We start from the raw sequence: 25767 nt of genomic DNA on the forward strand, positions 1-25767 counted from the left end.
CATATGTACATCAGGGGCGACCACGCCGAGCTGGTCGTCGGGGGCCGCCTCGACGTCCGCAGCGCGGCGGACGCCCGTACGGCCCTGCACTCGGCGGTCGACGACGGAGTCGGCGACCTGGTGCTCGACCTGTCCGAACTGGACTCCTGGGACGCCACCGGACTCGGGGTGATCATGGGAGCCCACCGGCGGGCCGGCCGCTGCGGTCGCCGCCTGGTGCTGCGCGGCGTCCCGCCGCAGATGCAGCGCCTCCTGGTGGCCACGCGGCTGCACCGCATCCTCGCCATCGAGGGCGGCATCGGGGCGGAGTCGGCGCCCCGCGTGTAAGGCGACGATCGGGTGTGAACCGGGCGACGGGTGAGACCCGGACGCAGCCGCCGAACCGTACCTCGGGGGCAATCCTCACCGGACTGTGACGTCTCGGACGGCGTGGCACCCCGCCCTGTCGGAGATACTGTGCGAAGGTTTAGGGTTCGCTCGCCCGCTGCCTCGCGACCCTCGATCGAGCGGGCCCGGACCAGAAGCGACAGCGCGGTGTGCAGCAAGGCCGGGAGGGGCCGGTATGTCAGGGCACACGACGCTTTTGGGGGCTTGAACCTATGGACCCGATCACTCCGGGACCCGAGGAGCACGGCCAGGCTCCGGGCCGCCGCCCTCCTCGGGAATCCCTCACCTCCGACTTCGGCCAGAGCGCACCCGCGCTCGCCCGTACGGCGCAGCTCGTCACCGGCGACTTCCTGCTGACCATCAACCCCGTCGACGGCAGCGAGATAGAGCCCTGCCCGCCCGGGGACACCTCCCGCTCGAGCGGATTCGAGAGCGGGGGAGAACGGCCGGGCCGGCCCCGCAAGCGCACCGCCGCCGAGCGCGCCGAGACCGAGCGCGCCGCCCGGCCGCCCGTACCGCCGGGCCCGGCCCAGCCGACGCTCGCTCTCCTCGAACGCCAGGACGAGCGCGAACGCCTGGTCCGGCTGCTCGCCCGCGGCCGCTCCGTGCGGCTCACCGGCCCCGGCGGCTCCGGCCGCACCGCCCTGCTCGACCTCGTCGCCGAGGACTGCTTCGACCTCGCCCCCGACGGCGTGGTCCGGCTGAGCGGCTTCCACCGCACGGCCTCCGACCTCCTCCACGACCTCTTCCACGCCGTCTACGAGGCCCCCCGGTACCGGCCCGAACGGGACCGACTGCTCGAACTGGTCCGTGAGATCGGTGCGGTCGTGGTCGTGGACGACCTGGAGCTCGGCGGCGCCGCCCTGGACGAACTGCTCGACGCCACCCCCGAGTGCGCCCTCCTGCTCGGCGCCACCCCGGACGTCCCCGCGCCCTCCGCCGACTCCGAGGTCGAGGAGATCTTCCTCGCCGGCCTGGACCGCGCCTCCGGTGTGGAGATCCTGGAACGGGCCGTGGGCCGTGTCCTCACCGAGGAGGAGGCCAACTGGGCGGGCGACCTGTGGTTCGAGTCCGAGGGGCTGCCCCTGCGCTTCGTACAGGCCGGTGCCCTGCTCCGGCAGCGCGACCAGCTGCGGGCCAGCACCGGGGCGGTGGACGAGTACGGCGTCTTCGAGGACGTACGCCCGCCCGTCGAGGAGCCCCTGGACGCGGCGCAGGCGCAGGACGTTCCGCTGCCCTCCCTCGGCGAGGCGGCGGCGCCCGCCCCGCTGCTGGCCTCCCGGCTCAGCGCCTCCGCCCGCGCGACCCTGCGCTTCGCGGTCGCCCTCGGCGGCGAGGTGCCGCACCAGGCACACTTGCCCGCGCTGGTCGGCGACACCCACGCGGATGCCGCGCTCGGCGAACTCGCGGGCTGCGGACTGGTCTCCCCGGTCGGCTGCCGCTACCGCCTCGCGTCCGGCGTACTGACCCAGCTGGAGGCCGCCGGCTACGACGCCGAGGCCACCGCCGAGGCCCACACCGCCGCCGAGCACTACGCCTGGTGGGCCGGCCACCCCTCGGTCGCTCCGGAGCGGGTGTGCGCCGAGGCCGACGCGGTCCTCGCCGCGCTCGCCCTGGTCGTGCCCGGCACGACTCCTCCCGTCGAGGGCGAGGAGAGCGGTACCGTACGGCTCGCCCGCACGGCCGCGCCCGCCTTCGCCGCCGGACTGCACTGGAGCGCCTGGGAACGGGCGCTGCGCTGCGGCGCGGAGGCTTCCCGGCTGTCCGGCGAGGTCTCGGAACAGGCCTACTTCCACCATGAGTTGGGCATCCTCGCGCTGTGCGGAGGGCAGCTCGACCGGGCCCGTGCCGAGCTGGAGACATCCGGCGGCCTGCGCGGCGCGCTCGCCGACAAGCGCGGCGGTGTCGCCGGGCGCCGCGCCCTGGCGCTGGTCGCCGACCTCGCGGGCGACGTGCCCGGGCCGATGGCGGGCGAGGAGATGCCGGACGCCCGCCACGAGGAGTCGGCGCCGCCTTTCGGCGGCACGCCCTACCAGCCGCTGTACGGCATCCCCGACGAGACCCTGGTCACCCACCAGCCCCCGCCGCCCAAGTCCATGGGCGGCATCCGCCGTCTGGCCCGCCGCAACATGGTCGCGGCCGGCTCCGGGGCCCTGCTCGCCGCCGTCCTCGGCACGGTCGTCACGCTCGGCATGACGTCCCACCAGGACGCGGACAAGAACCCGGCCGGCACGGTCGGCGTCAACCCGTCCGCGAGCCAGGGCCTGGGCGACGGCAGCCTGGGAGCGGATCCGAAGAAGGACGACGGCTCGGGCGGCCGCACCCACACCCCCGCGGGTACCCCGACGGATCCGGGCCCCGACGGCAGCTACGGCACCTCGGACGACCCGACACCGCCGGCGACGACGCCTTCGGCGGGCCCGAGCGGTACGAAGAGCACGGGCGGCGGGGCTACGACTCCGACACCGACGAGGTCCAGGCCGACGAGGCCGGGCACACCGTCCCCGAGCAAGTCGAGCCCGTCCAGCCCGCCGTCCCACTCCTCGCCCCCGCCCACGCCCTCGACGACCCCCACACCGTCCCCGAGCCAGTCGGCATCCACCAGTCCGTCCACCACCGACACGGCCGGCGGTCCGACGACGTCGACCAGCTCGGCGGGCGCGACGCGCAGCGGCGGCACCGGGTCACCCGGCAGCTCCGGCGCGGTCGTCTGACAAGGCAGCACCACAGCCCGACGGCATACACGTGTCCGCCGCGGCGGTGCCCGACCCATCGTGGTCGGGCACCGCCGCGGCGGATGTAGAGGTGCGGGTCGGCGTGAAGGTCAGAACAGGCGGAGCTTGTCGTCCTCGATACCGCGCAGGGCGTCGTAGTCCAGGATCTGGCAGTTGATGCCGCGGTCCGTGGCGAGGACTCGGGCCTGCGGCTTGATCTCCTGGGCGGCGAAGACGCCGCGGACCGGCGCCAGGTGCGGGTCACGGTTGAGGAGTTCGAGGTAGCGGGTGAGCTGCTCCACGCCGTCGATCTCGCCGCGTCGCTTGATCTCGATGGCGACGGTCCGGCCCTCGGCGTCCCGGCACAGGATGTCCACCGGCCCGATCGCCGTCATGTACTCGCGGCGGATGAGCGTGTAGCCCTCGCCGAGGGTCTCGATGCGGTCGGCGAGCAGTTCCTGGAGGTGCGCTTCCACGCCGTCCTTGATCAGACCGGGATCCACGCCGAGTTCGTGCGAGGAGTCGTGGAGGATCTCCTCCATGGTGATGATCAGTTTCTCGCCCGCCTTGTTGACGACGGTCCAGACGCCCTCGTCCTCGCCCGTGCCCTCCTTCAACGTGCAGGGCGGCGACATCCAGTTGAGGGGCTTGTAGGCCCGGTCGTCCGCGTGGATGGAGACGCTGCCGTCCGCCTTGACCAGGATCAGGCGGGGCGCCGAGGGCAGGTGGGCGGTGAGCCGGCCAGCGTAGTCGACCGAGCATCGGGCAATGACGAGACGCATGGTCGGCAACGCTACTCGACACACGCGGGTGGGCGCGATTCGCCCTCGCCCCGCCCCTCCCCGACAGCCCCCGGCGCCCACTGGGCCACCCCATTTATCCCTGGAAACTCTTGTTCATCCCTGGCCGATTGTGCGCCTAAAGGGACCGTTCCATATACGCATTCTGCTGGTGCCGTCACCGACGGTTGCCTACCGTAGGGAACGGGAGGTCGCGATGTGTGTACTGAGCGTGTTCGATATCGCGAACTCCCCCGTCTGTCCGGCAACCCCTGCTCATCGGGGGTGCGAGAGGAGAACCCATGTCGCTCGACGTCTCACCGGCCCTACTCGAACAGGCCGAGCGAGGCGAGGTCGACGAAGCAGCATTCGTCGACTGCGTCCGGACCTCCCTGCCCTACGCGTGGGAGATGATCAGCTCTTTGGTGGCCCAGCTGAAGGTGGACGGCGGACCCTTCGCCGACAACCAGACGCCCCCGCCGGACGAGCAGGCACGCGGTCAGCTGCTGCGTGCGCTCGCGAGTGACGCCATCCGCGGCGCGCTGCAGCGGCACTTCGGGGTGCGGCTGGCCTTCCAGAACTGCCACCGGGTGGCGGTGTTCCCTCTGGACGCCTCGGTGGACGAGACGCTCGCCCGCTTCACCTCGGTGCGCGGCCAGCTGCTGAACCAGTCGCCGGAGCTCCGGGACTGCTGACGCGCGGCGTCCACGCTGCCCGGGCAGCGGGCCGCTTGCTTGCCGCTCCATCTCGCGGGAGGTGCATTCAGTACTGGGGCGGCAAGCCCTGCATGAGGAAAGGGAGTCGGCGACCGGTCAACGCAGCTGGGGCAGCACCTCGGCACCCAGGCGCCGCAGGTTCTCCTCCGTCGCCGCGAGGTCGCCCGAGCCCTCGACGAGCAGGGCGAAGCGGGAGATGCCGGTGCGCTCCGACGTGGCCGCGAGCCGGTCGGCGCACAGCCGCGGTGTGCCCACCGGGTGCAGGCCGCAGAGCAGTTCGGTGTAGGCGAGAGGGTCGCGCATCGCGCGCGTGCGGCCGTCCACGGTCACATGGGCCTGGAGGCCCTGCCTCAGCCAGCCCGGCATCGCCTTCAGCAGCGTCTCCGCCGCGTCGGTGCGCCGGTCCGCGATCTGGCAGACCCCGGCGGAGACATGGGCCGCGTCCGCGATCTCCTCGGGCGAGTGGCCCGCGGCCCGCGCGAACTGCCGCCACAGGGCGACCATCTCGGCCTTTTCCTCGTCCCCGACGTGCATGCCCAGCAGCATCGGCAGTCCGCGCTCGGCGGCCAGCCGGACGCTGGCCGGAGAGGTACAGGCCACCACGACCTCGGGACCTGGCATCTCCGTCAGCGCCTCCGAGGGGCGGGGCACGACGGGCACCTCACGGAAGGAGAACCGTTCACCCGAGGCCGACACGGACGGTTCGCGCAGCCAGCGCACCAGCAGATCGAGTGATTCCGGGAACCCGTGCTCGTACGCGCCGAGGCCCGCGCCGAACACCTCCAGGTCCACCCAGGGCCCGCCGCGTCCGACGCCCAGCGTGAACCGTCCGCCGCTCGTCACATGCAGCAGTGCGGCCTGTTCGCCGAGGGCCACCGGGTGCACGGTGGGCAGTACGCTGACCGCCGTGCCGACGCGGATGCGCCGGGTGCGGCCGAGCAGTAAGGCGGCCAGGGTGACCGCGGACGGACATGTGCCGTACGGCACGAAGTGGTGCTCGGCCAGCCATACCGTGTCCAGCCCGGACTCCTCGGCGACCTCTGCCGAACGGACCGCCCGGTACAGGGCTTCCCCGGGGCCCTGGCCCGGGAACTGGGCCGCCAGCACAAAACTTCCTACGCGCATCGCATTTCCTGCTTCCTTGGCTCCGACCCGGAGCTCCCCCAACCCGCATAACCGTCTGACACGTGCCGAGGACACGGCCTGGCGGGGAGATTTGCGGATTGTCTGCAGAATGGGCCGCCCCGAGAGGGGACTTGTACGGGTTGGTGCGCTACGCGTACCCCTGCGGGTGCCGCGTACGCTGGATACGGCCCGTGCTTCCTGTATAGCTCCGAGAGGTGTCCCGTGTCCCCGCGTCGCAACCGACCGAAGGCAGCCGGATCGTTCGGCCGCAGCGCCGAGGACGACCCGGCCGGCCGGTACGGCGGCTGGCAGTCCACGGAGAGCTGGCAGGGCGAGGAGTGGAGTGTGCGCCATGTCGCCGGGACGAGCGCCGAGGGCAAGACCTACCGCTGCCCCGGCTGCGACCAGCTGATCCCCTCCGGTGTCCCGCACGTGGTGGCCTGGCCGGGGCGCGCGGGCGTCGACGACCGACGCCACTGGCACAAGGCCTGCTGGAACGCGAAGGACCGCCGCACCACGAGGGTGCAGCGGTCCCGTAACGCGCCGAAGTACTGAGCTAGACGTCCCGGCTCTGCAGCAGCGCGTAGGCACCCGCGAACGCGGCGGCCGTCACGCCCAGCATGATCCACAGCGGGTCCCAGCCGGACGGGCCGGAGTCGCTGAGGGAGTTGGCGTAGAACACGCTGAGCTGGTTCGGGATCGAGTACTCGAGGAGCGCCTGGCGCACGCTCTCCAGCGACGAGGCGAACATGAACATGGCGATCACCAGCGGGGCGAGCACCGTGGCGATCATGATGGTGATGGCGCCCGCCGAGTGCCGGATGATCGAGCCGACGAGCAGCGAGAGCAGCCCGAGCAGCGCGATGTAGAAGCTGACGCCGACCGTGCCCTTCAGCCACTCCCCGGTGGTCGGGGTGCGCGCGCCCTGGCCCTCCAGCAGGGACGTCTGGACCATCGCCACGAAGGAGGCACAGGCCAGGGTCACCACGAAGGCGAGGGCGAAGAACACGATCGCCTTGGCGGCCAGCACCCGCCCGCGGCTCGGGCACGCGGTCATCGTCGTACGGATCATGCCGGTGCCGTACTCGGAGGCGGTCGTCAGCACGCCGAGCGTGATGATGCACATGTTGCCGAGCAGCAGGCCGAAGAAGCCGAGGGACAGCGGATTCTGGCCGGACAGGTCGCCGGAGCCGCGCACCGCCACGCCGGCCATGATGCCGATGCCGACCACGAGCAGGATGAACACGCCGAGCGTCCACATCGTCGAACGCACCGACTTGATCTTGGTCCACTCGGAGGCCAGCGCGTGTCCGAGGTGGGTGCGCACGATCGGGATCGGCGAGTGGTAGCCGGAAGGCATCCCGCCGGGCGCCGCCTGCCAGCCGGGCGCGGACGGGGAGGGTGCCTGCGGCATCGGGGGCTGCTGGGTGCTCATCGGGCGTCCTCGGGCTGGGTCGGGTCGGCGGGGGCAGGGGCGGCGGGCGGCTGCGCCGGAGCGGCCACCGGGGGCTGCCCCTGCGGGGCCTGCGGCGCGGCGTACGGGTTGGGGGCTCCCGCGCCGGGAGCGCCCGGAGCGCCGTACGCGCCCCCGGGAGCGCCGCCGTACGGGCCCGAGGGCGGCGTCGGCATCGCGAACGGCTGCCCGCCCTGCTGGGGCGGCGGCGGGGCGTACCAGCCCGGCTGGCCCTGGCCGGGGACCGGCATGGGCGGTTGGGCACCCGGCGGCAGGGGCTGCTGGAGGCCCGCCTTCTGGTCGATGGTCGAGCGGTAGTCGACGGCGCCCTGCGTCATCCGCATGTACGCCTCCTCCAGCGAGGCCTGGTGCGGCGACAGCTCCCACAGCCGTACGTCCGCCTCGTGCGCCAGGTCGCTGATGCGGGGCAGCGGCAGCCCGGTCACCCGCAGCGCGCCGTCCTGCTCCGGCAGCACATGGCCGCCCGCCTCGGTGAGCGCGGAGGACAGCTTCTCGCGCAGCTGGGGCTCGGTGTCGGGCGTGCGCACGCGCGCGAAGTCGGCGGAGTTGGCCGAGATGAAGTCGGTCACACTCATGTCGGCGAGCAGCTGTCCGCGCCCGATCACGATGAGGTGGTCGGCGGTCAGCGCCATCTCGCTCATCAGGTGCGAGGAGACGAAGACCGTACGGCCCTCGGCCGCGAGGGCCTTCATCAGGTTGCGGACCCAGAGGATGCCCTCGGGGTCGAGGCCGTTGACCGGCTCGTCGAACAGCAGCACCTGGGGGTCGCCGAGCAGCGCGGCGGCGATGCCGAGGCGCTGGCCCATGCCGAGCGAGAAGCCCTTGGAGCGCTTTCTGGCCACGTCCTGGAGGCCGACGACCCCGAGCACCTCGTCCACCCGGCGGGCCGGGATGCCCGAGAGCTGGGCGAGGCTGAGCAGGTGATTGCGCGCGGCCCGGCCGCCGTGCACCGCCTTGGCGTCGAGCAGCGCGCCGACCTGGCGGGGGGCGTTGGGCAGCTTGCGGTACGGGTAGCCGCCGATGGTGACCGTGCCGGACGTCGGGTTGTCCAGCCCGAGGATCATCCGCATGGTCGTCGACTTGCCCGAGCCGTTGGGCCCGAGGAAGCCGGTCACGGCTCCCGGCCGCACCTGGAAGGAAAGGTTGTGCACGGCGGTCTTGTCGCCGTAGCGCTTCGTCAGGCCTACAGCCTCGATCATGCTCCGCACCCATCGAAAGGTTCAGGACAGCGGGGCACACGCCCCCGTAAGGGTTAGGAGGATATCCGGGCGCTGACGGTTCCGCCCAAGAGAATGCAAAGCCAGAGCAATACGCAGCGTGGACGGCCCCTCACTGGGCGTCCCGGCGCTTGAGCAGGACGTAACCGCCCGCGATCGCGGCGACCACCCACAGCGCCATGATCCCCAGCCCGCCCCAAGGGCCGTAGGGGGTGTCGTCACCGATCCTGGGCACCACCTGCATGATCCGGTTGCCGGCCTGGTCGGGCAGGAAACGGCCGATCTTCTTCGTGGCGTCCACGTTGCCGAGGATGCTGGAGATCAGGAAGAAGAACGGCATCAGGATGCCGAGCGACAGCATCGGCGAGCGCAGCATCGCGGCCACGCCCATGGAGAACATCGCGATGAGCGTCATGTAAAGCCCGCCGCCGATCACCGCGCGCAGCACCCCGGGGTCGCTGATCCGGGTGCCCAGGGAGCCGAGCATCGCCTGGCCGAGGAAGAACGCCGCGAAGCTGGTGACCATGCCGACGGCCAGCGCGAGCGCGCCGGCCACGGCGATCTTGCTGAACAGGAAGGTGCCGCGCTGCGGTACGGCGGCCAGCGAGACGCGGATCATGCCGGTGCTGTACTCGTTCGACACCACCAGCACCCCGAACACGATCATGGCGAGCTGGCCGAGCGTCATGCCCGCGAAGCTGATGACGGTGGGGTCGAAGGAGAGCCGCTCCCGGATGGGCATCCTGTCGTACTGACTCCTCGACAGCGCGGAGATGAGCGTTCCGAGGGCGACGGTGACCACCACGGCCAGCGACAGCGTCCAGACCGTGGACGCCACGGACCGGATCTTGGTCCACTCGGACCGGATGACCTGTACGGCCGCCATGGCTCAGGCCCCCTTCCAGCCGGCGCCCCAGTCCTGCGGGGCGGGAGCGGGTGCGGCGTGCGCGTGGTACTCCACCGACTCCGCCGTCAGCTGCATGAACGCCTCCTCCAGCGAGGCCTGCTGGGGGCTCAGCTCGTGCAGCACGATCCCGGACCGCGCGGCCAGCTCCCCGATCCGTTCCGCCTTGCCGCCCTCCACCTCCAGCGTGCCGCCGCCCGCCTCGACGACGGTGATCCCGGCCTCGTGCAGCACATCCATGAGCCGCTCGCGCTGCGGGGAGCGGATCCGTACATAACTGCGCGAGTTCTTCCGGATGAATCCGGCCATGGAGGTGTCGGCCAGCAGCCGTCCCTGTCCGATGACCACCAGGTGATCGGCGGTCAGCGCCATCTCGCTCATCAGATGGCTCGACACGAACACCGTCCGGCCCTGCGCGGCCAGCGATTTCATCAGGTTCCGGATCCAGTGGATGCCCTCGGGGTCGAGGCCGTTGACCGGCTCGTCGAACATCAGGATCCGTGGATCGCCGAGCAGCGCGCCCGCGATGCCGAGCCGCTGGCCCATGCCGTACGAGAAGCCCTTGGCCTTCTTCCGCGCCACGGCGCTGAGCCCGACGGTGTCCAGCACCTCGGCGACCCGCCGCTCCGGGATCCCGTTGCTCTGCGCGAGGCACAGCAGATGGTTGTAGGCGCTGCGCCCTCCGTGCACGGCCTTCGCGTCCAGCAGCGCCCCGATGTACTTCAGCGGGTCCTTCAGATGGTCGTAGTGCCTGCCGTCGATCCGGACGTCACCGGCGGTGGGCCGGTCGAGCCCGAGGATCATCCGCATGGTGGTGGACTTCCCGGCGCCGTTGGGCCCGAGGAATCCGGTCACGATGCCGGGCCGCACGGAGAAGGTGAGGCCGTCGACCGCCACCTTCTCGCCGTACCGTTTGGTCAGCCCCTCCAGCTCGATCATGCGGTCACGCTAAGACGGCGGCCGGTGACCTGCCACTCGGACGGGGCGCCCCGCTCACCGGGACGCGGGGGAAGCGGCAGCGTGACGCAGACGGCGAGCAGGGTGAGGACCATCGTCCACAGGAAGGTGTGGGCGAAGGCCCGCATCCCCGAAGAGGGATGCGGGCCTCGGTCGTACTGCCGTGCCGCAGCCGTTTACCGGGTCTGCTGCGCCGGAACGCCCCGGGAGATCGGCTCGTCCTCGGCGGGGGAGCCGGCCGCGGCCACCGCGGCACCGGTCAGCGTGGCGAGCATCTCGCGGACGTTCGTCAGCTGGGCGTTGATGCTGTCGCGACGGTTGGTGAGGGCCGCGAGCTCGCGCTCGGATTCCGAGCGGATGCGGTCGGCCTTGGCGTTGGCGTCGGCCACGATGTCCTCGGCCTGGCGCTGGGCCGTCTCCACCGTCTGGCGGGCGCGGCGCTCGGCGTCGGTGCGCAGCTTCTCGGCCTCCAGGCGCAGCTGCTCGGCGCGGTGCTCGATCTCGGCGAGGCGCTTCTCGGCCTTCTGCTGACGCGAGGCCAGGTCGCGCTCGGACTGCTCGCGGCGCTTGGCCAGGTTCGTCTCGAAGTCGGCGGCGGCCTGCGCGGCCTTGGCGCGGGTCTCCTCGAAGAGGGCGTCCGCCTCCTCGCGCTTGGACTGCGCGTCCTTCTGGGCCTCGGCACGCAGCTGCGAGGCGTCACTCTTGGCCTTCTCGACGATCCGGACGCCCTCGTCCTCGGCCTTGGCCTTGCGCTCCGCAGCGAACGATTCTGCGTCGTTGCGTACCTGCTGGGCCGCCGACTCGGCGAGCTCGCGGTGCTGCTCGGCCGCGCGCCTGGCCTCCTCGCGCAGATCCTTGGCCTCTTCCTCGGCGAGGCGCAGGATCTTCTCGACACGCGCACCGAGACCGGCGTACGACGGCTCGGCGTCGGTCACCTGGGCCTGGGCGTTCTGCGTCTCGAGGTGGAGCTCCTCGATGCGCTTTTCCAGAGCGGTGATGCGGGCGAGAGCGCTGTCACGGTCGGAGACGAGCTTGGAGATCCGTTCGTCCACCTGAGCGCGGTCGTACCCACGCCGCACAAGCTCGAAGCCGTAGGGGGAAGTGTCGCTCATGGGGTTCCTGTCGAAAGAGACCGGTGAGGTGATAGGGGGAATCCTAGGGGCCGAAGCGGTGTGTCATCGAGCGGATACGTGTTTGATCTGGAGAATGAGACCCCTTTTGAGTGGCTGACGGCTGGATAGCTTGCAAAGAGTCGGGCAAAGCCCCCAGAAGACACCGGAAACCGGTTCGACCGCTAGCCCTCTGGCGACTTGCCACCCGATCGGGGGGCGCCCACCGTGGCGCCCGCCTTGACTCCGCCGTCCTTGCCGGACGACGGTGCCTCGAAGGACTCCAACGCTTCCAGGACGTCCTGGACACGGGAGATCTCGGCGTTGATGTCCTCGCGCCGGCGCACCAGGATCTCCAGTTCGCGCTTGCCCTCCTCGACCGTGCGCCGGGCCTCGCGGATCGCCTCGGCCTTCAGCTCCTCGGCCTCCCTGACCAGGCTGGCCTTCTTCAGCTCGGCCTCCTTGAGCAGCCCCTCCGCCTTCTTGACGGCGGCGATGCGGACCTTGCCCGCCTCGGAGTTGGCATCCGACACCAGTTCCTTGGCCTTCGCCTCCGCCTTGGCCAGCTGCTCCTCGGCGGCCACGATGAGCGCGTCGCAGCGATCGCCGGTGGACTTCATCGTCTCGGCGACCTCGCGGCGGGCCCGCTCGTGCAGCTCCTCGATCTCGGTCGTGATGCGCTCGCGCAGCTCCTCCGCGCGCTCCCTTATGGCGGTCGCGTCCCGGCGGGCGCCGACCAGCAGCTCGTCCGCGTCCGTACGGGCCTTCTCCACCAGAGTGTTGCCCTCGACGGTCGACTCGGAGACGATCCGCTCGGCCTCGCTGCGGGCCGCGCCCACCATCGTGTCGGCCTGCGACTCGGCGTCCGCGGTGGTCTTCAGCGCCTGCTGCTGGGCCTCGGTGAGCAGCTTGTCCGCCTCGGCGGTGGTCTCCGTGATCAGCGTGTCGACCTGCTCGGCCGCTTCCGAACGCCGCTTGTTGGCGTCCTTGCGGGCCTCGTCCAGGGTCCGCTCGGTCTCCTCGCGCGCGGAGTTGACGAGCCGCTCGGCCTCCGCCTGCGCATCGGCCTTGACCCGCTCGGCCTCGCCGCGCAGCCGCTCGGCGTGCTGCTGGGCGGAGCCGACCGTCTCGGCGGCCTCGGCGCGCAGCCGCTCGGCGCCCGCCAGTGCCTCGGCACGGACCCGGTCGGCCTCGGCGACGGTCTCCGTCTGCAGCCGCTCCGCCTCGGTACGGGCCTCGGTGATGAGCGTGTCCGCCTGGGTCGCCGCGTCCGAACGGATGCGATTGGCGTCCTCGCGGGCGTCCGCCCGGGTGCGGGACGCGGCCTGGTCGGCCTCGGCCAGCGCGTCCGACGCCTCCGTACGCACCCGCTGGGCGTACTCGGCCGTGTCCGAGCGCAGCCGCTCGGACTCCGCGATCGCCTCGGCGACCGTGCGCTCGGCGAGCGTCCTGGCGGCCTCGGCCTCCTCGTTCGCCTCCCGCCGGGTCCGCGAGGCGTCCTCGCTCGCCCGCTCCCGCTCGGCGTAGGCGTCGGTGCGGACCCGGTCCGCCTCCTCCTCGGCCTCCCTGCGGGTACGGTCCGCCGCGTGCTCGGCGGCCGAGCGCAGCCCGGTGATCTCCTCCTGCGCCTGCTCGTGCAGCCCGGCGACCGAGTCCCGTACCTGCTGGGCGTGCTGCTCGGCGGCGGACACCATCTCGGTGGCACGCCGGTCGGCCTCCTCGACCAGCCGGACCGCCTCGGCCTGCGCGTCCTCCACCCGCTTGCGCGCCGAGGCCAGCAGCTCCTCGCTCTGCTCGCGGGCCCGCTCGCGCTCCTGGTCGGCCTCGGCGCGAGCGGCACCGAGGAGTTCCTCGGCCTCGCGGCGGCGCCGGGCCGCCTCCTCCTGGGCGGCGGCCAGCGTCTCGGACGCCTCGGCGCCGAGCCGCTCGGCGGCGGCCTGCGCCTCGGCGCGGACCCGGTCGGCGGTGTCCTGGGCCTCCGCCTTGAGCCGCTCGGCCTCGGCGGCGGCCTCCGAACGCAGCCGTACGGCGAGGGCCTCGCCCTCGGCCCGCGAGGCGGACGCGTCCGACGCGGCCTCCGTACGCAGCCGTTCGGCCTCGTCCTCGGCCTGCTGCTGGAGCGTACGGATCCGGTCGGCGGCCTCGGCGCGCTGGCGCTCGCTCTCCTCGGCGGCCTCCCGGCGGATCCGGGACGCCTCCTCGCGGGCGTCGGCGAGCGCCTGCTCGGCCGCCGCCAGCCGCTCCTGGGTCTCGGACTGCAGCCGGGACAGGTCCTCGGCCGCCTCGGTGCGGCGCGCCTCGACGGCCCGCTCGGTCTCCTCGCGCAGCTCGCGCGCGGCCGTCTCGGCGTCCGCCTTGACCGCCTCGGCCTGCTCGGTGGCCTCGGCGCGGTGCCGCTCGGCCTCCTTGCGGGTGCGCTCCAGGGTCTCCTCGGCCTGCCGGCGCAGGGTGGTGGCCCGCTCGATGGCCTCGGTGCGGACCTTCTCGCTGTCCGTCGTCGCGGTCTTGCGCAGCTCGTCGGCGTCCGCCTTGGCCTTGGCCAGCAGCTCCTCGGCGGACTTGGCCGCCTCCTCGATCTGCGCCACCGCCTCGCGGCGGGCCTCGGCGCGGATCGACTCGCCCTCGGCGACCGCGTCGGCGCGCAGCTGCTCGGCCTCGCCGCGCAGCCGACGGGCCTCCTCCTGCAGCTCGACCGTCTTGGCGCGGTACTCCTTGGTGTCGTCCTTCGCCGCGCCCTTGAGCTGCTCGGCGATGTCGTGCGCCTCGGCGCGCAGCCGGTCCGCCTCGGCCTCGGCCTCCGTGCGGATCCGTTCGGCCTCCTCGGCGGCGGCCTTGGTGGTGTTCTTGGCTTCCTCGGACGCCTTGTTCAGGACGTCCTCGGCGGTCTTGGCGGCCTTGGAGAGCTGGGTCGCGCTCTCCTCGGCGGTGACCGTGCGGGCCTTCTCGGAGGCCTCCGCGACGATCTTCTCGGCCTCGGCGCGCGCGTCGGCGACCAGCTGCTCGGCCTCGGACTTGGTGTTCTCGGCCTCCTTGGTGGCCTCTTCGACCAGCCGGGCGACCTGCTCCTTGGCGGTGCGGGTACGGGTCTCGTTGGCGGCCTCGGCGCTCGACAGCGCCTTGGTGGCGGCCTGCTCGGCCTCGGTGACCAGCTTCTCGGCCTCGGACTGCGCCTTGCGCAGCGCCTCCTCGGCCTGCGCCATGCGCTCCTCGGCGGCCCGGCTCAGCTCGGCGGCCTGGCGGCGGGCGGCGTCCGACTCCGTGACGGTGCTGCTGCGCAGCTGCTCGGCGTGGTCGGTGGCCTCCTGGGCCTGGGTGGAGGCGGCGTTCAGCAGCCGCTCGGCGTCCGTGCGGGCGCGGCGCAGGATCTGGTCGGCCTCGGTGCGGGCCGTCTCGGCGTCGCTCTGCAGCCGCTCCCGGGCCTCCCGGGTCAGCCGCTCGGCCTCCGCGCGGGCGGTGGCCATCGCCTGCTCGGACTCGGCGCGGGACTCGTCCAGCAGCCTGCGTGCCTGGGACTCCGTGCGGGCGCGCAGCTGCTCGGCCCACGCCACGTTCTCGTTGACGTGCGACTCGACGGTCTGCCGGCGCTCGGCCAGCTCCTGGTCCAGCTGCTGGCGGCGGGTGACCGCCTCCTGGTGCAGTTCGGCCTGGAGCCGGGCCGCCTGTTCGGCGTGCTCCTGCAGGATGCGCTGGGTCTGCGCGCGGGCCTGGCTCAGCTCCCGCTCGGCGTCCTGGCGCAGCTGGTCGGCCTGGATCTGGGCATTACGCAGCAACTGTTCGGCCTGATAGCCGATGTCACCGCCGTCGTAGGCGGGCCTGGTCATCAGGGTGCGGCGCGCCTCGTGCAGCTTGGCGCGCAGCACCTCGACCTGGTAGCCGAGGTCCTCGGCGTGCTGGATCGCCTTTTCCCGCTCGGTCTTCAGCCGTTTCATCTCGGCCTCGAACCGAGAGAGGTGGTCGACGTCAGCCGCCGGCTCTCGCTCCTGGCTCTCGTAGCCCCGCACTGCGCGGTCCCATCCGTCCCCTGGTCGCAAGCTTCTCCAAACGAGCTCCGTCCATCCGCCGAACGGGGCCCCCGGGGAATGGTGTCAGATCAACGGCGGAGCACGGGCTGCTGCCCCGACGCTCGTCCCCCGAAACCCGGACCCCGGCATGCGGCCACCCGGCCTTGCGAGGGCGACCGCCCCCAACCCTACCGGCCCTTATGTACGGGGGTCAGTGCTCGGGCGACTCAACCGGGGCCGAAGTGACCAGTTCTGTCAGGACACCGTGGCAATCCTTGGGGTGCAGGAAGGTGATCCGCGACCCCATGGAACCGATCCTCGGCTCCTCGTACAGAACGCGTACGCCCTTCTCGCGGATGTCCGCGGCGACCCCGTCGACGTCCGCCGTACCGAAGGCGATGTGGTGGACGCCCTCCCCGTTCTTCGCCAGCCACTTGCCGACCGCGGAGTCCTCCCGGGTCGGCTCCAGCAGCTGGAGGTAGGAGGCGCCGCCGTCGGACGTCTCGTTGATCTTGAGCATGGCCTCGCGCACGCCCTGCTCCTCGTTGACCTCGGTGTGGAACACCTCGAAGCCGTACGTGGCCCGGTAGAACTCGATCGTCGCGTCCAGGTCGCGGCAGGCGATCCCGATGTGGTCGATTCGCGTCAGCATGGATTCAGTGCAGCGCTCCCGGGGTGGTTACGCAACGTGCGCGCGATCACACCGAAGGGCCGATGACGCGTGCAGTACCGGTCAGTACATTCGAAGTAAACCCTCGTTCACTCCTCGGCTGTGCAGGCCGGTAAGGGGATCGCAGCTCATGTCTTCTGGAACTTCCGGTTCGACCAGCTCGGTGATCGTCGCGGGCGCGCGCACGCCCATGGGACGACTTCTGGGATCGCTGAAGTCCTTCTCCGGAGCCGACCTCGGCGGCTTCGCGATCAAGGCCGCCCTCGACCGTGCGGGGATCGGCGGCGACCAGGTGCAGTACGTGATCATGGGCCAGGTGCTGCAGGCCGGGGCGGGGCAGATCCCGGCCCGCCAGGCCGCGGTCAAGGCCGGCATCCCGATGAGCGTCCCGGCGCTCACCGTCAACAAGGTGTGTCTGTCCGGTCTGGACGCGATCGCGCTGGCCGACCAGCTGATCCGCGCCGGCGAGTTCGACATCGTGGTCGCGGGCGGCCAGGAGTCCATGACCAACGCCCCCCACCTGCTGCCGAAGTCCCGCGAGGGCTACAAGTACGGCGCCGTCGAGATGCTCGACGCGATGGCCCACGACGGCCTGACCGACGCCTTCGAGGGCATCGCCATGGGCGAGTCCACGGAGAAGCACAACACCCGCCTCGGCATCCGGCGCCCCGAGCAGGACGAGATCGCCGCCCTGTCCCACCAGCGTGCCGCCGCCGCGCAGAAGAACGGCATCTTCGAGGCCGAGATCACCCCGATCGAGATCCCGCAGCGCAAGGGCGAGCCCGTCGTCTTCAGCAAGGACGAGGGCGTGCGCGGCGACACCACCGCGGAGTCGCTGGGCAAGCTGCGCCCGGCCTTCGCCGAGGACGGCACGATCACCGCCGGCTCCGCCTCGCAGATCTCGGACGGTGCGGCGGCCGTGGTCGTGATGAGCAAGGCCAAGGCCGAGGAGCTGGGCCTCACCTGGCTCGCCGAGATCGGCGCGCACGGCAACGTGGCCGGCCCGGACAACTCCCTGCAGTCGCAGCCGTCCAACGCGATCCAGCACGCCCTCGGCAAGGAGGGCCTCGAGGTCGCCGACCTCGACCTGATCGAGATCAACGAGGCCTTCGCCGCGGTCGCCGTGCAGTCAATGAAGGACCTGGGCGTTTCCACGGAAAAGGTGAACGTCAACGGGGGCGCGATCGCCCTGGGTCACCCGATCGGTATGTCCGGCGCCCGTCTCGTGCTCCACTTGGCGCTGGAGCTCAAGCGCCGGGGCGGCGGTGTCGGCGCGGCCGCGCTGTGCGGTGGCGGCGGCCAGGGTGACGCACTCATCGTGCGGGTACCCAAGGCCTGAGCTCTGCGTACGCCTGAGTTCTCTGTACGTCGGTGAAGTGAACGGAGCTGTTTGATGCAGGACGTCTCCTCTCTGGTGGCCCAGGCGAGGGAAGGCCGGCCGCGGGCCGTCGCCCGGCTGATCTCCCTGGTGGAGGGGGCGTCCCCGCAGCTCAGGGAGGTCATGGCGACGCTGGCCCCGCTGACCGGCAACGCCTACGTGGTCGGCCTGACCGGCTCGCCCGGTGTCGGCAAGTCCACCTCCACCTCCGCCCTCGTCACGGCCTACCGCAAGCAGGGCAAGCGGGTCGGCGTCCTGGCCGTCGACCCGTCGTCGCCGTTCTCCGGCGGCGCCCTGCTCGGCGACCGGGTCCGTATGTCGGAGCACTCCTCCGACCCCGGCGTCTACATCCGCTCCATGGCCACGCGCGGCCACCTCGGCGGCCTGGCCTGGGCCGCGCCCCAGGCGATCCGCGTCCTGGACGCGGCGGGCTGCGACGTGGTCCTGGTGGAGACCGTCGGTGTCGGCCAGTCGGAGGTGGAGATCGCCTCCCAGGCCGACACGTCGGTGGTCCTGCTGGCCCCGGGCATGGGCGACGGCATCCAGGCGGCGAAGGCCGGCATCCTGGAGATCGGCGACGTGTACGTCGTCAACAAGGCGGACCGGGACGGAGCCGACGCCACCGCCCGCGAGCTGAACCACATGCTGGGCCTGGGCGAGGCCCGAGGCCCCGGCGACTGGCGCCCGCCCATCGTCAAGACGGTCGCGGCCCGCGCCGAGGGTGTCGACGAGGTCGTCGAGGCCCTGGAGAAGCACCGTGCCTGGATGGAGGAGCACGGCGTCCTCGCCGAGCGCCGCCTGGCCCGCGCGGCCCGCGAGGTGGAGACCATCGCGGTCACGGCCCTGCGTGAACGCATCGGCGACCTGCACGGCGACCGCCACCTGGGCGCGCTCGCCGAACGCATCGTGGCGGGCGAACTGGACCCCTACCGGGCCGCGGACGAGCTGGTGGCGGGGCTGACCGAGGGCTGATCCCGGCCCTGTCGGAAAATGCCGTGGTCAGGCCGGGCCGCCCGCTGCTAGCTTGATCCGCATGTTCCTCTCCATGGCGTAGAGCGCACACCCGCGCCCGCGCCCGCGACCGACGCACGCCCGTCGGCCGGCGCGGCGCTCCGGTGTCCCCTCTTCCCGCCTCCCGATGAGGAATTCACGCATGTCCGCGTCCACTTCGTCGCGCCCTGCCCTGTCCGTGCGGCCCTCGTACGCCGCCGTCCTGCGCGTGCCGCACGCGCGCCGCACCTTCACCGCCGCGCTGACGGCGCGCCTGTCCTACGGGACGGTCTCGCTCGCGGTGATGCTGTCCGTCACCCGGGCCACCGGGTCCTACGCCGTGTCCGGTGCCGTGATGTCCCTGTTCGGCGCCACGACGGTCTTCCTGATGCCGCTGCGGGCGTCCGTCGTCGACCGGTACGGTCCGCGCCGCGCCCTGCTTCCGATGGCGGCGCTCTACGGCACCCTGCTGTGTGCCCTGGCCGCCCTGACCTGGCGACCCGGGGCCCCGGTGGCGGCCATCGGCACGGCCGCGGCCCTCGCGGGCGCCTGCGCGCCCCCGGTGGGCCCCACCATGCGTGCCGTGTGGTCCGAACTGATCGCCGACCGGCGCCTGTTGCAGCGCGCCTACAGTCTGGACGGCGTCGCCGAGGAACTGCTCTTCGTCTCCGGCCCGGTCCTGGTCGGCGTGCTCGTGGGCGTCGCGCCGCCGGCCTTCGGCATCGTGCTCAGCGCGCTGCTGATCGTCTCCGGCACGGCCGCCTTCGTCACCTCTCCGGTGATGACCGGCCCGCGCCCCAGGCCCCGAAGGGAGAAGCGGGGCGGCTTCCGTGGCCTGCCGGCACCGGTCGCCGGCGCCGCGGGCGTCGGTCTGGCCCTCGGCGGCATCGACCTGCTGGTGATGGCCTTCGCCGCCGAGTCCCAGGACACGGCTCTGGTGCCGTGGATCCTCGGGGCGCTGTCGGCGGGCAGCGCGCTGGGCGGCCTCGTGGGCGGGGCCATCGACTGGCGCCGGCCCGCCCGCACACGGCTGGCCGCCTTCGCGGCGGGCCTCGGCCTGGTGATCGCCGCGGCGGGCCTGGCCCCTGGCCTGTGGACCCTGACGGTGGCCATGGCCTGCGCGGGGGCGTTCATCGCCCCGACCCTGACGACGGCGTACCTGCTGGCCGACGAGACGGCCCCGGAAGACTCCCGCACCCAGGCCGGCGCCTGGGTGAACGCAGCGGTGAACGCGGGCGACTCGGCCGGCGCCCTGGCCACGGGTCTGCTGATCGGCGGGCTGCCGCTGGGGGTGTGCTTCGCCCTGGCGGGAGGTACCGCGCTGGTAGCCGCGGCCGCAGCGGCCGCGAGCGGGCGTGGCCGCCTCAGTGCCTGAAGGGCCTGAGGACCCCCGGGCGGCACGGGCGGGCAGTGAGTGGGGGAGGCACCCCGCCGGCGCGGGCAAGCGCCCCCACCCCCGCCCAGCCGCAACTCGTGAGGCTCCCGGCAGGCCTCAGGGACGTCCCCGCTGCCCCCTCAGATGATCAGCGATCGGCTTCAGAGCCTTGTCCAGCTCGGTCATCGCCTCCGGCGACAACAGATCGATGAAGTGGCGCCGCACCGACGCCACATGGTGCGGCGCGACCTTCTTCATCGTGTCCAGCCCATGCTCGGTCAGCACCGCGTACAGCCCCCGCCGGTCCGACTCGCAGTTCTCCCGGCGCACCAGGTTCGCGTTCTCCATGCGTGTGATCTGGTGCGAGAGCCGGCTCTTGGACTGCAGGGTCGCCGAGGCCAGATCGCTCATCCGCATCCGGACGTCGTCCGACTCGGACAGATTTACGAGGATCTCGTAGTCGTTCATCGTCAGGCCGAACGGCTGCAGATCCTTTTCGAGCTGGTACGTCAACAGCCTGTTGACCTCCAGGTGGGTGCGCCAGGCGCACTGCTCCGCATCGGTCAGCCAGCGCGTGGCCGTCTCGGTCTCCATGAATGAAGTCTACCTAAGAAGTTGAATGACGAACTACTTCGGGTGGTGTGACAGTGCGCACGCGTTCGACGTCACACTCCGCAGACTACCGCTCACAGCCCGAAGCGACGCTGGAGGTCCCCCAGCTGTCCGGGAAGGCGCGGTGTGCCCGACGATTGCGGACCGTGTCCACCCGGTACCGCTGAGCCACCGCCGGGCACCCCCGGCTCGGCCGGAACCGCCCCCGTTTCCGGTTCGGCCATGAGGGTCTCGCTGGACTGCAGCAGGACCGTCCCGGCGCCCACGAACTCGAACTGATGCTCCTCGCCGGAGACCCCTCCGAGGCCTGTCATCGCACGTAGACCGCCCAGGACACCCGTCAGGTACCCGTGGTCGTAGTGATGGCAGGGGGACGGGCAGTCGGCCCACCCGACCAGTGCCTGAGGGTCCACCCGGATGGGAGGTTCCATGAACACCACCGGGCCGTTAGATGCGGCCACAAACTTTCCGGTTCCGATAAGGGTCAGAAAACCCGGCACGATCGATTGTTTGAGCGCGAGACTTGGCTGAAAAGCGAGCAGGTTGCCCGCGCGAATGGTCAAGTTCCCGTCGTCCAGGTCGTAGGAGTTGACGTCGAAGGCCCGGTCGGCCAGCAACATCTTCCCCGAGCCGGCCGCCACGACCCAGTCGCTCGCGTGCAGTGGCGAATGAAACGAGGTGCGGACAAGTCGGTCGAGTCGCCCGTGCCCGATGCCGTTGAACTCGATCGCCCCGTAGTAGGCGATCATCTTCCCCTTCTGCAGGAACCACTCCCCGCTCTTGAGCTCGACACAGAACGTGTACTTGTTCACGTTGTCGTCGGCGGGCAGCGTCATCGGGTCGAACACCACCGGGCCGCCGGGGGTTCCGTACGCGCTCACAGCTTCTCCTCCGAGGCCTGGACGTACACCGTGCCGCTGCCGCTGAGCTCCAGCTGGAACGCCTCGCCGGAGCCTCGGCCCACCATGTCGCGCCAGCCGAGCGCGGTGGACAGCTTGTTGCGGACCTCGCCGTGGTGGGCGACGTACGCCTGCGGGTCCACATGGACCGGGCGCTGGGGGGTGATCGGGATCTCGAAGACGCCGCCGTGCGCCATCACGGCCACGGACCCGTGGCCCTTCAGGGTGGTGGTGAACAGCCCCTGCCCGGTGACCTGCCCCCGCACCAGGCCCATGACCCCGCCCTGCGACCCCATGAACATCGTGCCCTGCTGGAGGGTGCCCTCGAAGGCGAGCAGCCGGTCGGCCTCCACGTACAGGGTGTCCCCGGTGAGGCCGATGACGTGTACGTGGTGGCCGCCGTGCCCGAAGAAGACGGTGCCGCTGCCCTCGACGGTCATCAGCGGAGTCGCCTCGCCGGCCGCCCGCCGCCCGATCATGGACATCAGGCCGCCCTGGCCGCCCTGGATGTTGGGCGTGAAGGACACGTCCCCCTTGTAGGCGAGCATCGCCCCGCGCTGGCTGAACAGCCGCTGCCCGGGCAGCACGGTCGCCTCGACCATCTTGGAGTTGATCTCCCGGAAGCTCATCTCACAGATCCCCCGCGATCGTGTTCCGCTCGCTCGGCTGCACATAGACCAGTCCGTCGCCCTCGAAACGGATCTGGAAGGCCTCGCCGCCGCCCTCCCCGAAGAACGTGCGGAACGTCACACCGGACTGGAAGGACTGCCGTACGTTCCCCTGATGGGCGATGTACGCGCCCGGGTCGACGGTCAGCGGATACTGCGGACTGACCCGGAGCACCACGGCCGGGCCGTCCGACATGATGGCCGCCTGCCCGTGTCCTTCGACGGTCGTGGTGAACAGTCCGTTGCCCTGCGAGGCGCCGCGCAGCCCGGTGAACGTCGTGCCCGTTCTCAGTCCCGCGTCGGTCACGAGGAGATTGCTCGACTCCACGTAGAGCTTGTCCCCCTGGAGCTGGACGAGATTGATCTCCGAGGCGCGGTCCGCGAACCAGCAGGTCCCCCGTCCTCTCACCTCCATCACCGTCATCTGTTCGCCGGTGAGCCGCCGGGTCACCATCCCGCGCAGCCCCTCGCCGCCGCCTGTCAGCTTCTTGAAGGCCATCTGCCCGTCGTACGCGACCATCGAGCCGTTCTTCGCCTTCACGGCGTCCCCGGTCATGTCGACGGCGAGCACCTTGCTCCCTTGGAGTCGGAACATCGCCACGCAGCGAAAGTAACGGCGGGACGGGTGGGCGGAACAGAGCCCCCGGGTGGAGAGCGACCCTGAGCGCACCCCTAGGGATGTCGTTTGCCACAATGGGCGAACGCTTGTGCTTCCGTTCACAAAGCGGATCACGAAGCCGATCGGCGAAGCGACCCGCCCTCAGCGACTCTCCCACCGAAGGTGACCCGTGGACATCAAGACCGCATCCGCCCTCCGCCGCCTCCGCCTGGTCTCGGCGCCCGAGGCCGTGTCCTTCCTCATCCTGCTCGTGTGCTCGGTCCTGAAGCGGACCACGGACTTCAATGCGGCGCCCGTGATGGGCGCGATCCACGGTGTGCTGTTCGTCCTGTACGTCATCTTCTGGGCGGACGCCTGGAACCGCACGAAGTGGGGCTTCGGCACGGCGGCCCTCTACTTCGTCCTCTCTGTGCTGCCCACCGGCGGCTTCTTCGCCGAGCGCAAGCTGCGCCGCGAGGCCGAGGACGCCGTCATCGCCGCCCGCGCCCGCAAGGAAGGGGTCGTGAACGCGTGATCGTCGCCTTCTCCGTGACGCCCCTGGGTGTCGGCGAGGACGTGGGGGAGTACGTCGCCGACGCCGTCCGGGTGGTCCGTGAGTCGGGCCTGCCCAACCGCACCGACGCCATGTTCACCTCCGTCGAGGGGGAGTGGGACGAGGTCATGGACGTCGTCAGGCGGGCCGTCGCCGCCGTCGAGGAGCGCGCGCCGCGCGTGTCCCTCGTCCTCAAGGCCGACATCCGGCCCGGCGTGAGCGACGGGCTCACCTCCAAGGTCGAGACGGTCGAGCGGCACCTGGCGCGGTAGCGCCGGCCGTCAACCGCCCGTGAACCCCGGCCCCATGAGGGCCGGGGTTTTCTCAAGCCCTTTCTTTGAGCGATCGCTCAAAGGGGTGTACTTTTCCCTCCCAGACAGTTTGAGCGCTCGCTCAAACGCCACTCTGACGTGGGGGAACATCATGGGTCTCTACATAGAGACACATATCCGCGCCGACCTGGACGACCTCTGGACGCGCACCCAGGACCCCGCCCAGCACCAGCGCTGGGACCTCAGGTTCACGGAGATCCGGTACCTCCCGCGCACCGAGGGCGAGCCGCAGCGCTTCCGGTACGCCACGCGCCTGCTGCCGTTCCTCACCGTCTCGGGCACCGGAGTCGCCGCCGGCGAGAAGGAGCGCCCCGACGGCACCCGCACCTCCGCCCTGCGCTTCGCCTCCCCTCACCCCCTCTCCCCACTCGCCAAGGGCTACGGCTACTGGCGGTACGTGCCCGACGCGCACGGCGTCCGCTTCCTCACCGGTTACGACTACCGTCCCCGCTGGGGCGCCTTCGGCACGGTCGCCGACCGGCTGGTGTTCCGGCCGCTGATGGGCTGGGCCACCGCCTGGTCCTTCGACCGGCTGCGGCTGTGGCTGGAGCGGGGCATCACACCCGAGCGGGCCCTGGCCAACTGGCTGGCCGAACTCGCGGTCCGCGCGCTGGTGCTCACCGTGTGCTGCACGGGTCTGGGACTGGAGTCGGCCATTCGCGTCTTCGGCCGGTTCGCGGCCACCGTGGCCTTCCTGTGCCCGCTGCTGCTCATGGTCGCGATCTCGCTCGCCCTCCTCAAGGCGCCGCTCGCCTGCACCCCGGCCGCCCGGCGCTGTCTGCGCGCCCCGGTCACCCAGGCGCGCGCACCCCGTGTCCTGAGCACCCTGGAGAAGCACGGATGACCCGCACACAAGCACGTGCGACCGCCGCGGCCTCGATGTTCCGCACCGTGATGGGCGACGCCTTCGACCGCCTCCACCCCCAACTCCAGCGCCGGTTCTCGGTGGGCCTGGCGAGCGGGGAGGCCTGCACGGGCCGGGGCGTCATGCACCGGATCTGGCACGGCCCGGCGTTCGTGAAGCCGTTCCTGGCCCTCGGCGCCACCCGCAACATCCTGCTTCCGCGCCCCGGCCGTGACATCCCGTTCGTCATCGAGAACGTGCCGTACACGGACACCCACGGGCGTGAGACGGTGACCTTCGTGCGCACCTTCGACCTGCCCGGCCGGCCCCGCCGCTTCGACGCCCAGATGGTGCTCAGCCCCAAGGGGGACCGCATCCTCGACTATCTGGGCACCCATCAGCACCTCGCCAGCGAACTCCACTTCAGCGCCGAGCCCGACGGCTCGCTGCTCATCCGCTCCGGTGAGCACCGCTTCCGGGAGGGCCCGGTGGACGTCCGGGTGCCCGGACTCGTCGGCGCCACGGCCGAGGTGCGCGAGTCCTACGACGACACCGCGGGCCGCTTCCGCGTCCGGGTGAGCGTGGTGAACCGCTATGCCGGACCGCTCTTCGGCTACGAGGGCTCCTTCACGGCGTCGTACACGGACATCCGCGCCAGCGGGGTACGGCCGGGGCTGCGCCCGGTGCGGGAGGAGGCGCGCGCATGAGCGCGGAGACGGCGAAGTCCCTGGAGACGAAGAACAAACTCCTGGAGGGCGCCCTGCGCACCCTCACCGAGCAGGGCATCGCCAAGACGTCGGCCCGTTCGGTCGCGTCGGCGGCCGGAGTCAACCAGGCGCTGGTCTTCTACCACTTCGGATCGGTGGACGAACTGCTCGCGGCCGCCTGCCGTTATGGCGCGGAGCAGGCCGTGGCCAGGTACCGCACCCGGCTCGCCGCCGTCGGCTCGCTCTCCGAACTCCTCGCCGTCGGCCGCGAGATCCATGAGCAGGAACGCGCCGGCGGCCATGTGGCGCTGCTCGGCCAGCTCCTGGCCGGCGCCCAGACCCATGCCGCCCTCGGCCCGGCCACGGCCGCCGGGCTCGACCTGTGGATCGCCGAGATCGAGCAGGTGCTGCGGCGGGTGCTCGCCACGACCCCGCTGGGCGAGTTCGCCGACCCGGCCGGGTTCGCCCGCGCCCTCGCCGCGTCCTTCGTCGGCATCGAACTGTACGAGGGGGTCGACGAGGGCGGCGCCCATGCGGCGCTGGACGCGCTCGAGCAGCTCGGGGCGCTGGTCGCGGCGCTGGAGGAGCTGGGGCCCGTGGCTCAGCGGGCGGTGCGGCATCGTCTGCGGCGCGTGGGCAGGGGGGCGCCGTAGGGGTGCGGGTGCTTTGCCGGGTGCGGGTGCGTTGTGGCTTGTCGCGCCCACGCGGCGGAGCCGCATATCGATACGGCCCCGCGCCCCTGGGGCGGCCGCTCTGCC

26 protein-coding genes are annotated in these 25767 nt (G+C 71.7%); 12 read left to right on the plus strand and 14 right to left on the minus strand.

Annotated features, from left to right (window positions below; translation table 11 throughout):
* The first annotated feature begins 3 nt into the window (after nt 1-3).
* Nucleotides 4-327, plus strand: coding sequence for an STAS domain-containing protein (locus tag AVL59_RS07565; protein ID WP_067300662.1), 324 nt, complete (start codon nt 4-6; stop codon nt 325-327).
* Between the two features lie 272 nt (nt 328-599).
* Entirely contained in the window at nt 600-3101 is a 2502-nt protein-coding gene (locus AVL59_RS07570; RefSeq protein ID WP_067300664.1) for an ATP-binding protein, read from the plus strand.
* 110 nt (nt 3102-3211) lie between these two features.
* On the opposite strand, the gene nucS is transcribed toward AVL59_RS07570, so the two are convergent.
* Complete coding sequence (gene nucS / locus AVL59_RS07575; RefSeq protein ID WP_067300667.1) at nt 3212-3883, minus strand: endonuclease NucS; 672 nt, start codon at nt 3881-3883, stop codon at nt 3212-3214.
* Nucleotides 3884-4182: 299 nt separating this feature from the next.
* On the opposite strand from nucS, the gene AVL59_RS07580 reads away from it, so the two are divergent.
* Nucleotides 4183-4575, plus strand: coding sequence for an SCO5389 family protein (locus AVL59_RS07580; protein ID WP_067300670.1), 393 nt, complete (start codon nt 4183-4185; stop codon nt 4573-4575).
* A 117-nt stretch (nt 4576-4692) separates the two neighbouring features.
* Here AVL59_RS07580 and AVL59_RS07585 read toward each other — a convergent pair whose 3' ends face one another.
* Nucleotides 4693-5721, minus strand: coding sequence for an LLM class flavin-dependent oxidoreductase (locus AVL59_RS07585; protein ID WP_067300673.1), 1029 nt, complete (start codon nt 5719-5721; stop codon nt 4693-4695).
* 222 nt (nt 5722-5943) lie between these two features.
* Between AVL59_RS07585 and AVL59_RS07590 the strand changes: the two genes are divergently transcribed.
* A complete protein-coding gene (locus AVL59_RS07590; protein WP_067300676.1) occupies nt 5944-6276 on the plus strand; it encodes an ATP/GTP-binding protein in 333 nt (110 codons plus the stop codon).
* A gap of 1 nt (nt 6277) precedes the next feature.
* On the opposite strand, the gene AVL59_RS07595 is transcribed toward AVL59_RS07590, so the two are convergent.
* The 8 genes from AVL59_RS07595 to mce all read right to left on the minus strand — a co-directional run bounded on the left by AVL59_RS07595 (nt 6278) and on the right by mce (nt 16035).
* Nucleotides 6278-7156, minus strand: a complete 879-nt coding sequence (locus AVL59_RS07595) for an ABC transporter permease subunit (RefSeq protein ID WP_067300679.1) — start codon at nt 7154-7156, stop codon at nt 6278-6280.
* On the minus strand, nt 7153-8394 hold the full coding sequence (locus tag AVL59_RS07600; protein WP_067300682.1) for an ABC transporter ATP-binding protein: 1242 nt from the start codon (nt 8392-8394) through the stop codon (nt 7153-7155). The genes AVL59_RS07595 and AVL59_RS07600 overlap by 4 nt, the downstream gene beginning before the upstream one ends.
* Nucleotides 8395-8524: 130 nt before the next feature.
* Complete coding sequence (locus AVL59_RS07605; RefSeq protein ID WP_067300685.1) at nt 8525-9298, minus strand: ABC transporter permease; 774 nt, start codon at nt 9296-9298, stop codon at nt 8525-8527.
* Nucleotides 9299-9301: 3 nt separating this feature from the next.
* Entirely contained in the window at nt 9302-10255 is a 954-nt protein-coding gene (locus tag AVL59_RS07610; protein ID WP_067300688.1) for an ABC transporter ATP-binding protein, read from the minus strand.
* Nucleotides 10252-10401: a hypothetical protein gene (locus AVL59_RS52020; RefSeq protein WP_159399873.1), complete on the minus strand. Its 150-nt coding sequence runs from the start codon at nt 10399-10401 to the stop codon at nt 10252-10254. The genes AVL59_RS07610 and AVL59_RS52020 overlap by 4 nt, the downstream gene beginning before the upstream one ends.
* A gap of 48 nt (nt 10402-10449) precedes the next feature.
* Complete coding sequence (locus AVL59_RS07615) at nt 10450-11385, minus strand: coiled-coil domain-containing protein (RefSeq protein ID WP_067300691.1); 936 nt, start codon at nt 11383-11385, stop codon at nt 10450-10452.
* A gap of 182 nt (nt 11386-11567) precedes the next feature.
* Nucleotides 11568-15383, minus strand: coding sequence for a polarized growth protein Scy (gene scy / locus AVL59_RS07620; protein ID WP_067300692.1), 3816 nt, complete (start codon nt 15381-15383; stop codon nt 11568-11570).
* A 211-nt stretch (nt 15384-15594) separates the two neighbouring features.
* Nucleotides 15595-16035: a methylmalonyl-CoA epimerase gene (gene mce, locus AVL59_RS07625; RefSeq protein WP_067300695.1), complete on the minus strand. Its 441-nt coding sequence runs from the start codon at nt 16033-16035 to the stop codon at nt 15595-15597.
* 148 nt (nt 16036-16183) lie between these two features.
* Here mce and AVL59_RS07630 point away from each other — a divergent pair, with 148 nt between their 5' ends.
* The 3 genes from AVL59_RS07630 (at nt 16184) to AVL59_RS07640 (ending at nt 19796) form a co-directional block, all read left to right on the plus strand.
* Nucleotides 16184-17392, plus strand: a complete 1209-nt coding sequence (locus AVL59_RS07630; RefSeq protein WP_067300698.1) for an acetyl-CoA C-acetyltransferase — start codon at nt 16184-16186, stop codon at nt 17390-17392.
* Between the two features lie 54 nt (nt 17393-17446).
* Nucleotides 17447-18403, plus strand: a complete 957-nt coding sequence (meaB, locus tag AVL59_RS07635; protein WP_067300701.1) for a methylmalonyl Co-A mutase-associated GTPase MeaB — start codon at nt 17447-17449, stop codon at nt 18401-18403.
* A 181-nt stretch (nt 18404-18584) separates the two neighbouring features.
* A complete protein-coding gene (locus AVL59_RS07640; RefSeq protein WP_067300704.1) occupies nt 18585-19796 on the plus strand; it encodes an MFS transporter in 1212 nt (403 codons plus the stop codon).
* A gap of 117 nt (nt 19797-19913) precedes the next feature.
* On the opposite strand, the gene AVL59_RS07645 is transcribed toward AVL59_RS07640, so the two are convergent.
* The 4 genes from AVL59_RS07645 to AVL59_RS07660 form a co-directional block, all read right to left on the minus strand.
* Nucleotides 19914-20390: a MarR family winged helix-turn-helix transcriptional regulator gene (locus tag AVL59_RS07645; RefSeq protein ID WP_067300707.1), complete on the minus strand. Its 477-nt coding sequence runs from the start codon at nt 20388-20390 to the stop codon at nt 19914-19916.
* A gap of 92 nt (nt 20391-20482) precedes the next feature.
* Complete coding sequence (locus AVL59_RS07650; RefSeq protein ID WP_067300708.1) at nt 20483-21289, minus strand: AIM24 family protein; 807 nt, start codon at nt 21287-21289, stop codon at nt 20483-20485.
* On the minus strand, nt 21286-21936 hold the full coding sequence (locus AVL59_RS07655) for an AIM24 family protein (RefSeq protein WP_067300711.1): 651 nt from the start codon (nt 21934-21936) through the stop codon (nt 21286-21288). The genes AVL59_RS07650 and AVL59_RS07655 overlap by 4 nt, the downstream gene beginning before the upstream one ends.
* A gap of 1 nt (nt 21937) precedes the next feature.
* The gene (locus tag AVL59_RS07660; RefSeq protein WP_067317001.1) at nt 21938-22570 is read right to left on the minus strand and encodes an AIM24 family protein; all 633 of its coding nucleotides are present in this window, start codon (nt 22568-22570) and stop codon (nt 21938-21940) included.
* A 193-nt stretch (nt 22571-22763) separates the two neighbouring features.
* Between AVL59_RS07660 and AVL59_RS07665 the strand changes: the two genes are divergently transcribed.
* The 5 genes from AVL59_RS07665 to AVL59_RS07685 all read left to right on the plus strand — a co-directional run bounded on the left by AVL59_RS07665 (nt 22764) and on the right by AVL59_RS07685 (nt 25662).
* Nucleotides 22764-23108: a DUF3817 domain-containing protein gene (locus tag AVL59_RS07665; RefSeq protein WP_067300714.1), complete on the plus strand. Its 345-nt coding sequence runs from the start codon at nt 22764-22766 to the stop codon at nt 23106-23108.
* Nucleotides 23105-23398, plus strand: coding sequence for an MTH1187 family thiamine-binding protein (locus AVL59_RS07670; protein ID WP_067300716.1), 294 nt, complete (start codon nt 23105-23107; stop codon nt 23396-23398). The genes AVL59_RS07665 and AVL59_RS07670 overlap by 4 nt, the downstream gene beginning before the upstream one ends.
* A 151-nt stretch (nt 23399-23549) precedes the next feature.
* Nucleotides 23550-24302: a hypothetical protein gene (locus AVL59_RS07675; RefSeq protein ID WP_067300719.1), complete on the plus strand. Its 753-nt coding sequence runs from the start codon at nt 23550-23552 to the stop codon at nt 24300-24302.
* Nucleotides 24299-25009 (plus strand): DUF4166 domain-containing protein, encoded by a 711-nt coding sequence (locus AVL59_RS07680; protein ID WP_067300722.1) that lies wholly within the window; start codon nt 24299-24301, stop codon nt 25007-25009. The genes AVL59_RS07675 and AVL59_RS07680 overlap by 4 nt, the downstream gene beginning before the upstream one ends.
* The gene (locus tag AVL59_RS07685; RefSeq protein ID WP_067300725.1) at nt 25006-25662 is read left to right on the plus strand and encodes a TetR/AcrR family transcriptional regulator; all 657 of its coding nucleotides are present in this window, start codon (nt 25006-25008) and stop codon (nt 25660-25662) included. Before AVL59_RS07680 ends, AVL59_RS07685 begins: the two co-directional genes overlap by 4 nt.
* Nucleotides 25663-25767: the final 105 nt, after the last annotated feature.

The organism is Streptomyces griseochromogenes (genome assembly GCF_001542625.1).
In the GTDB taxonomy this organism is placed as follows: domain Bacteria; phylum Actinomycetota; class Actinomycetes; order Streptomycetales; family Streptomycetaceae; genus Streptomyces; species Streptomyces griseochromogenes.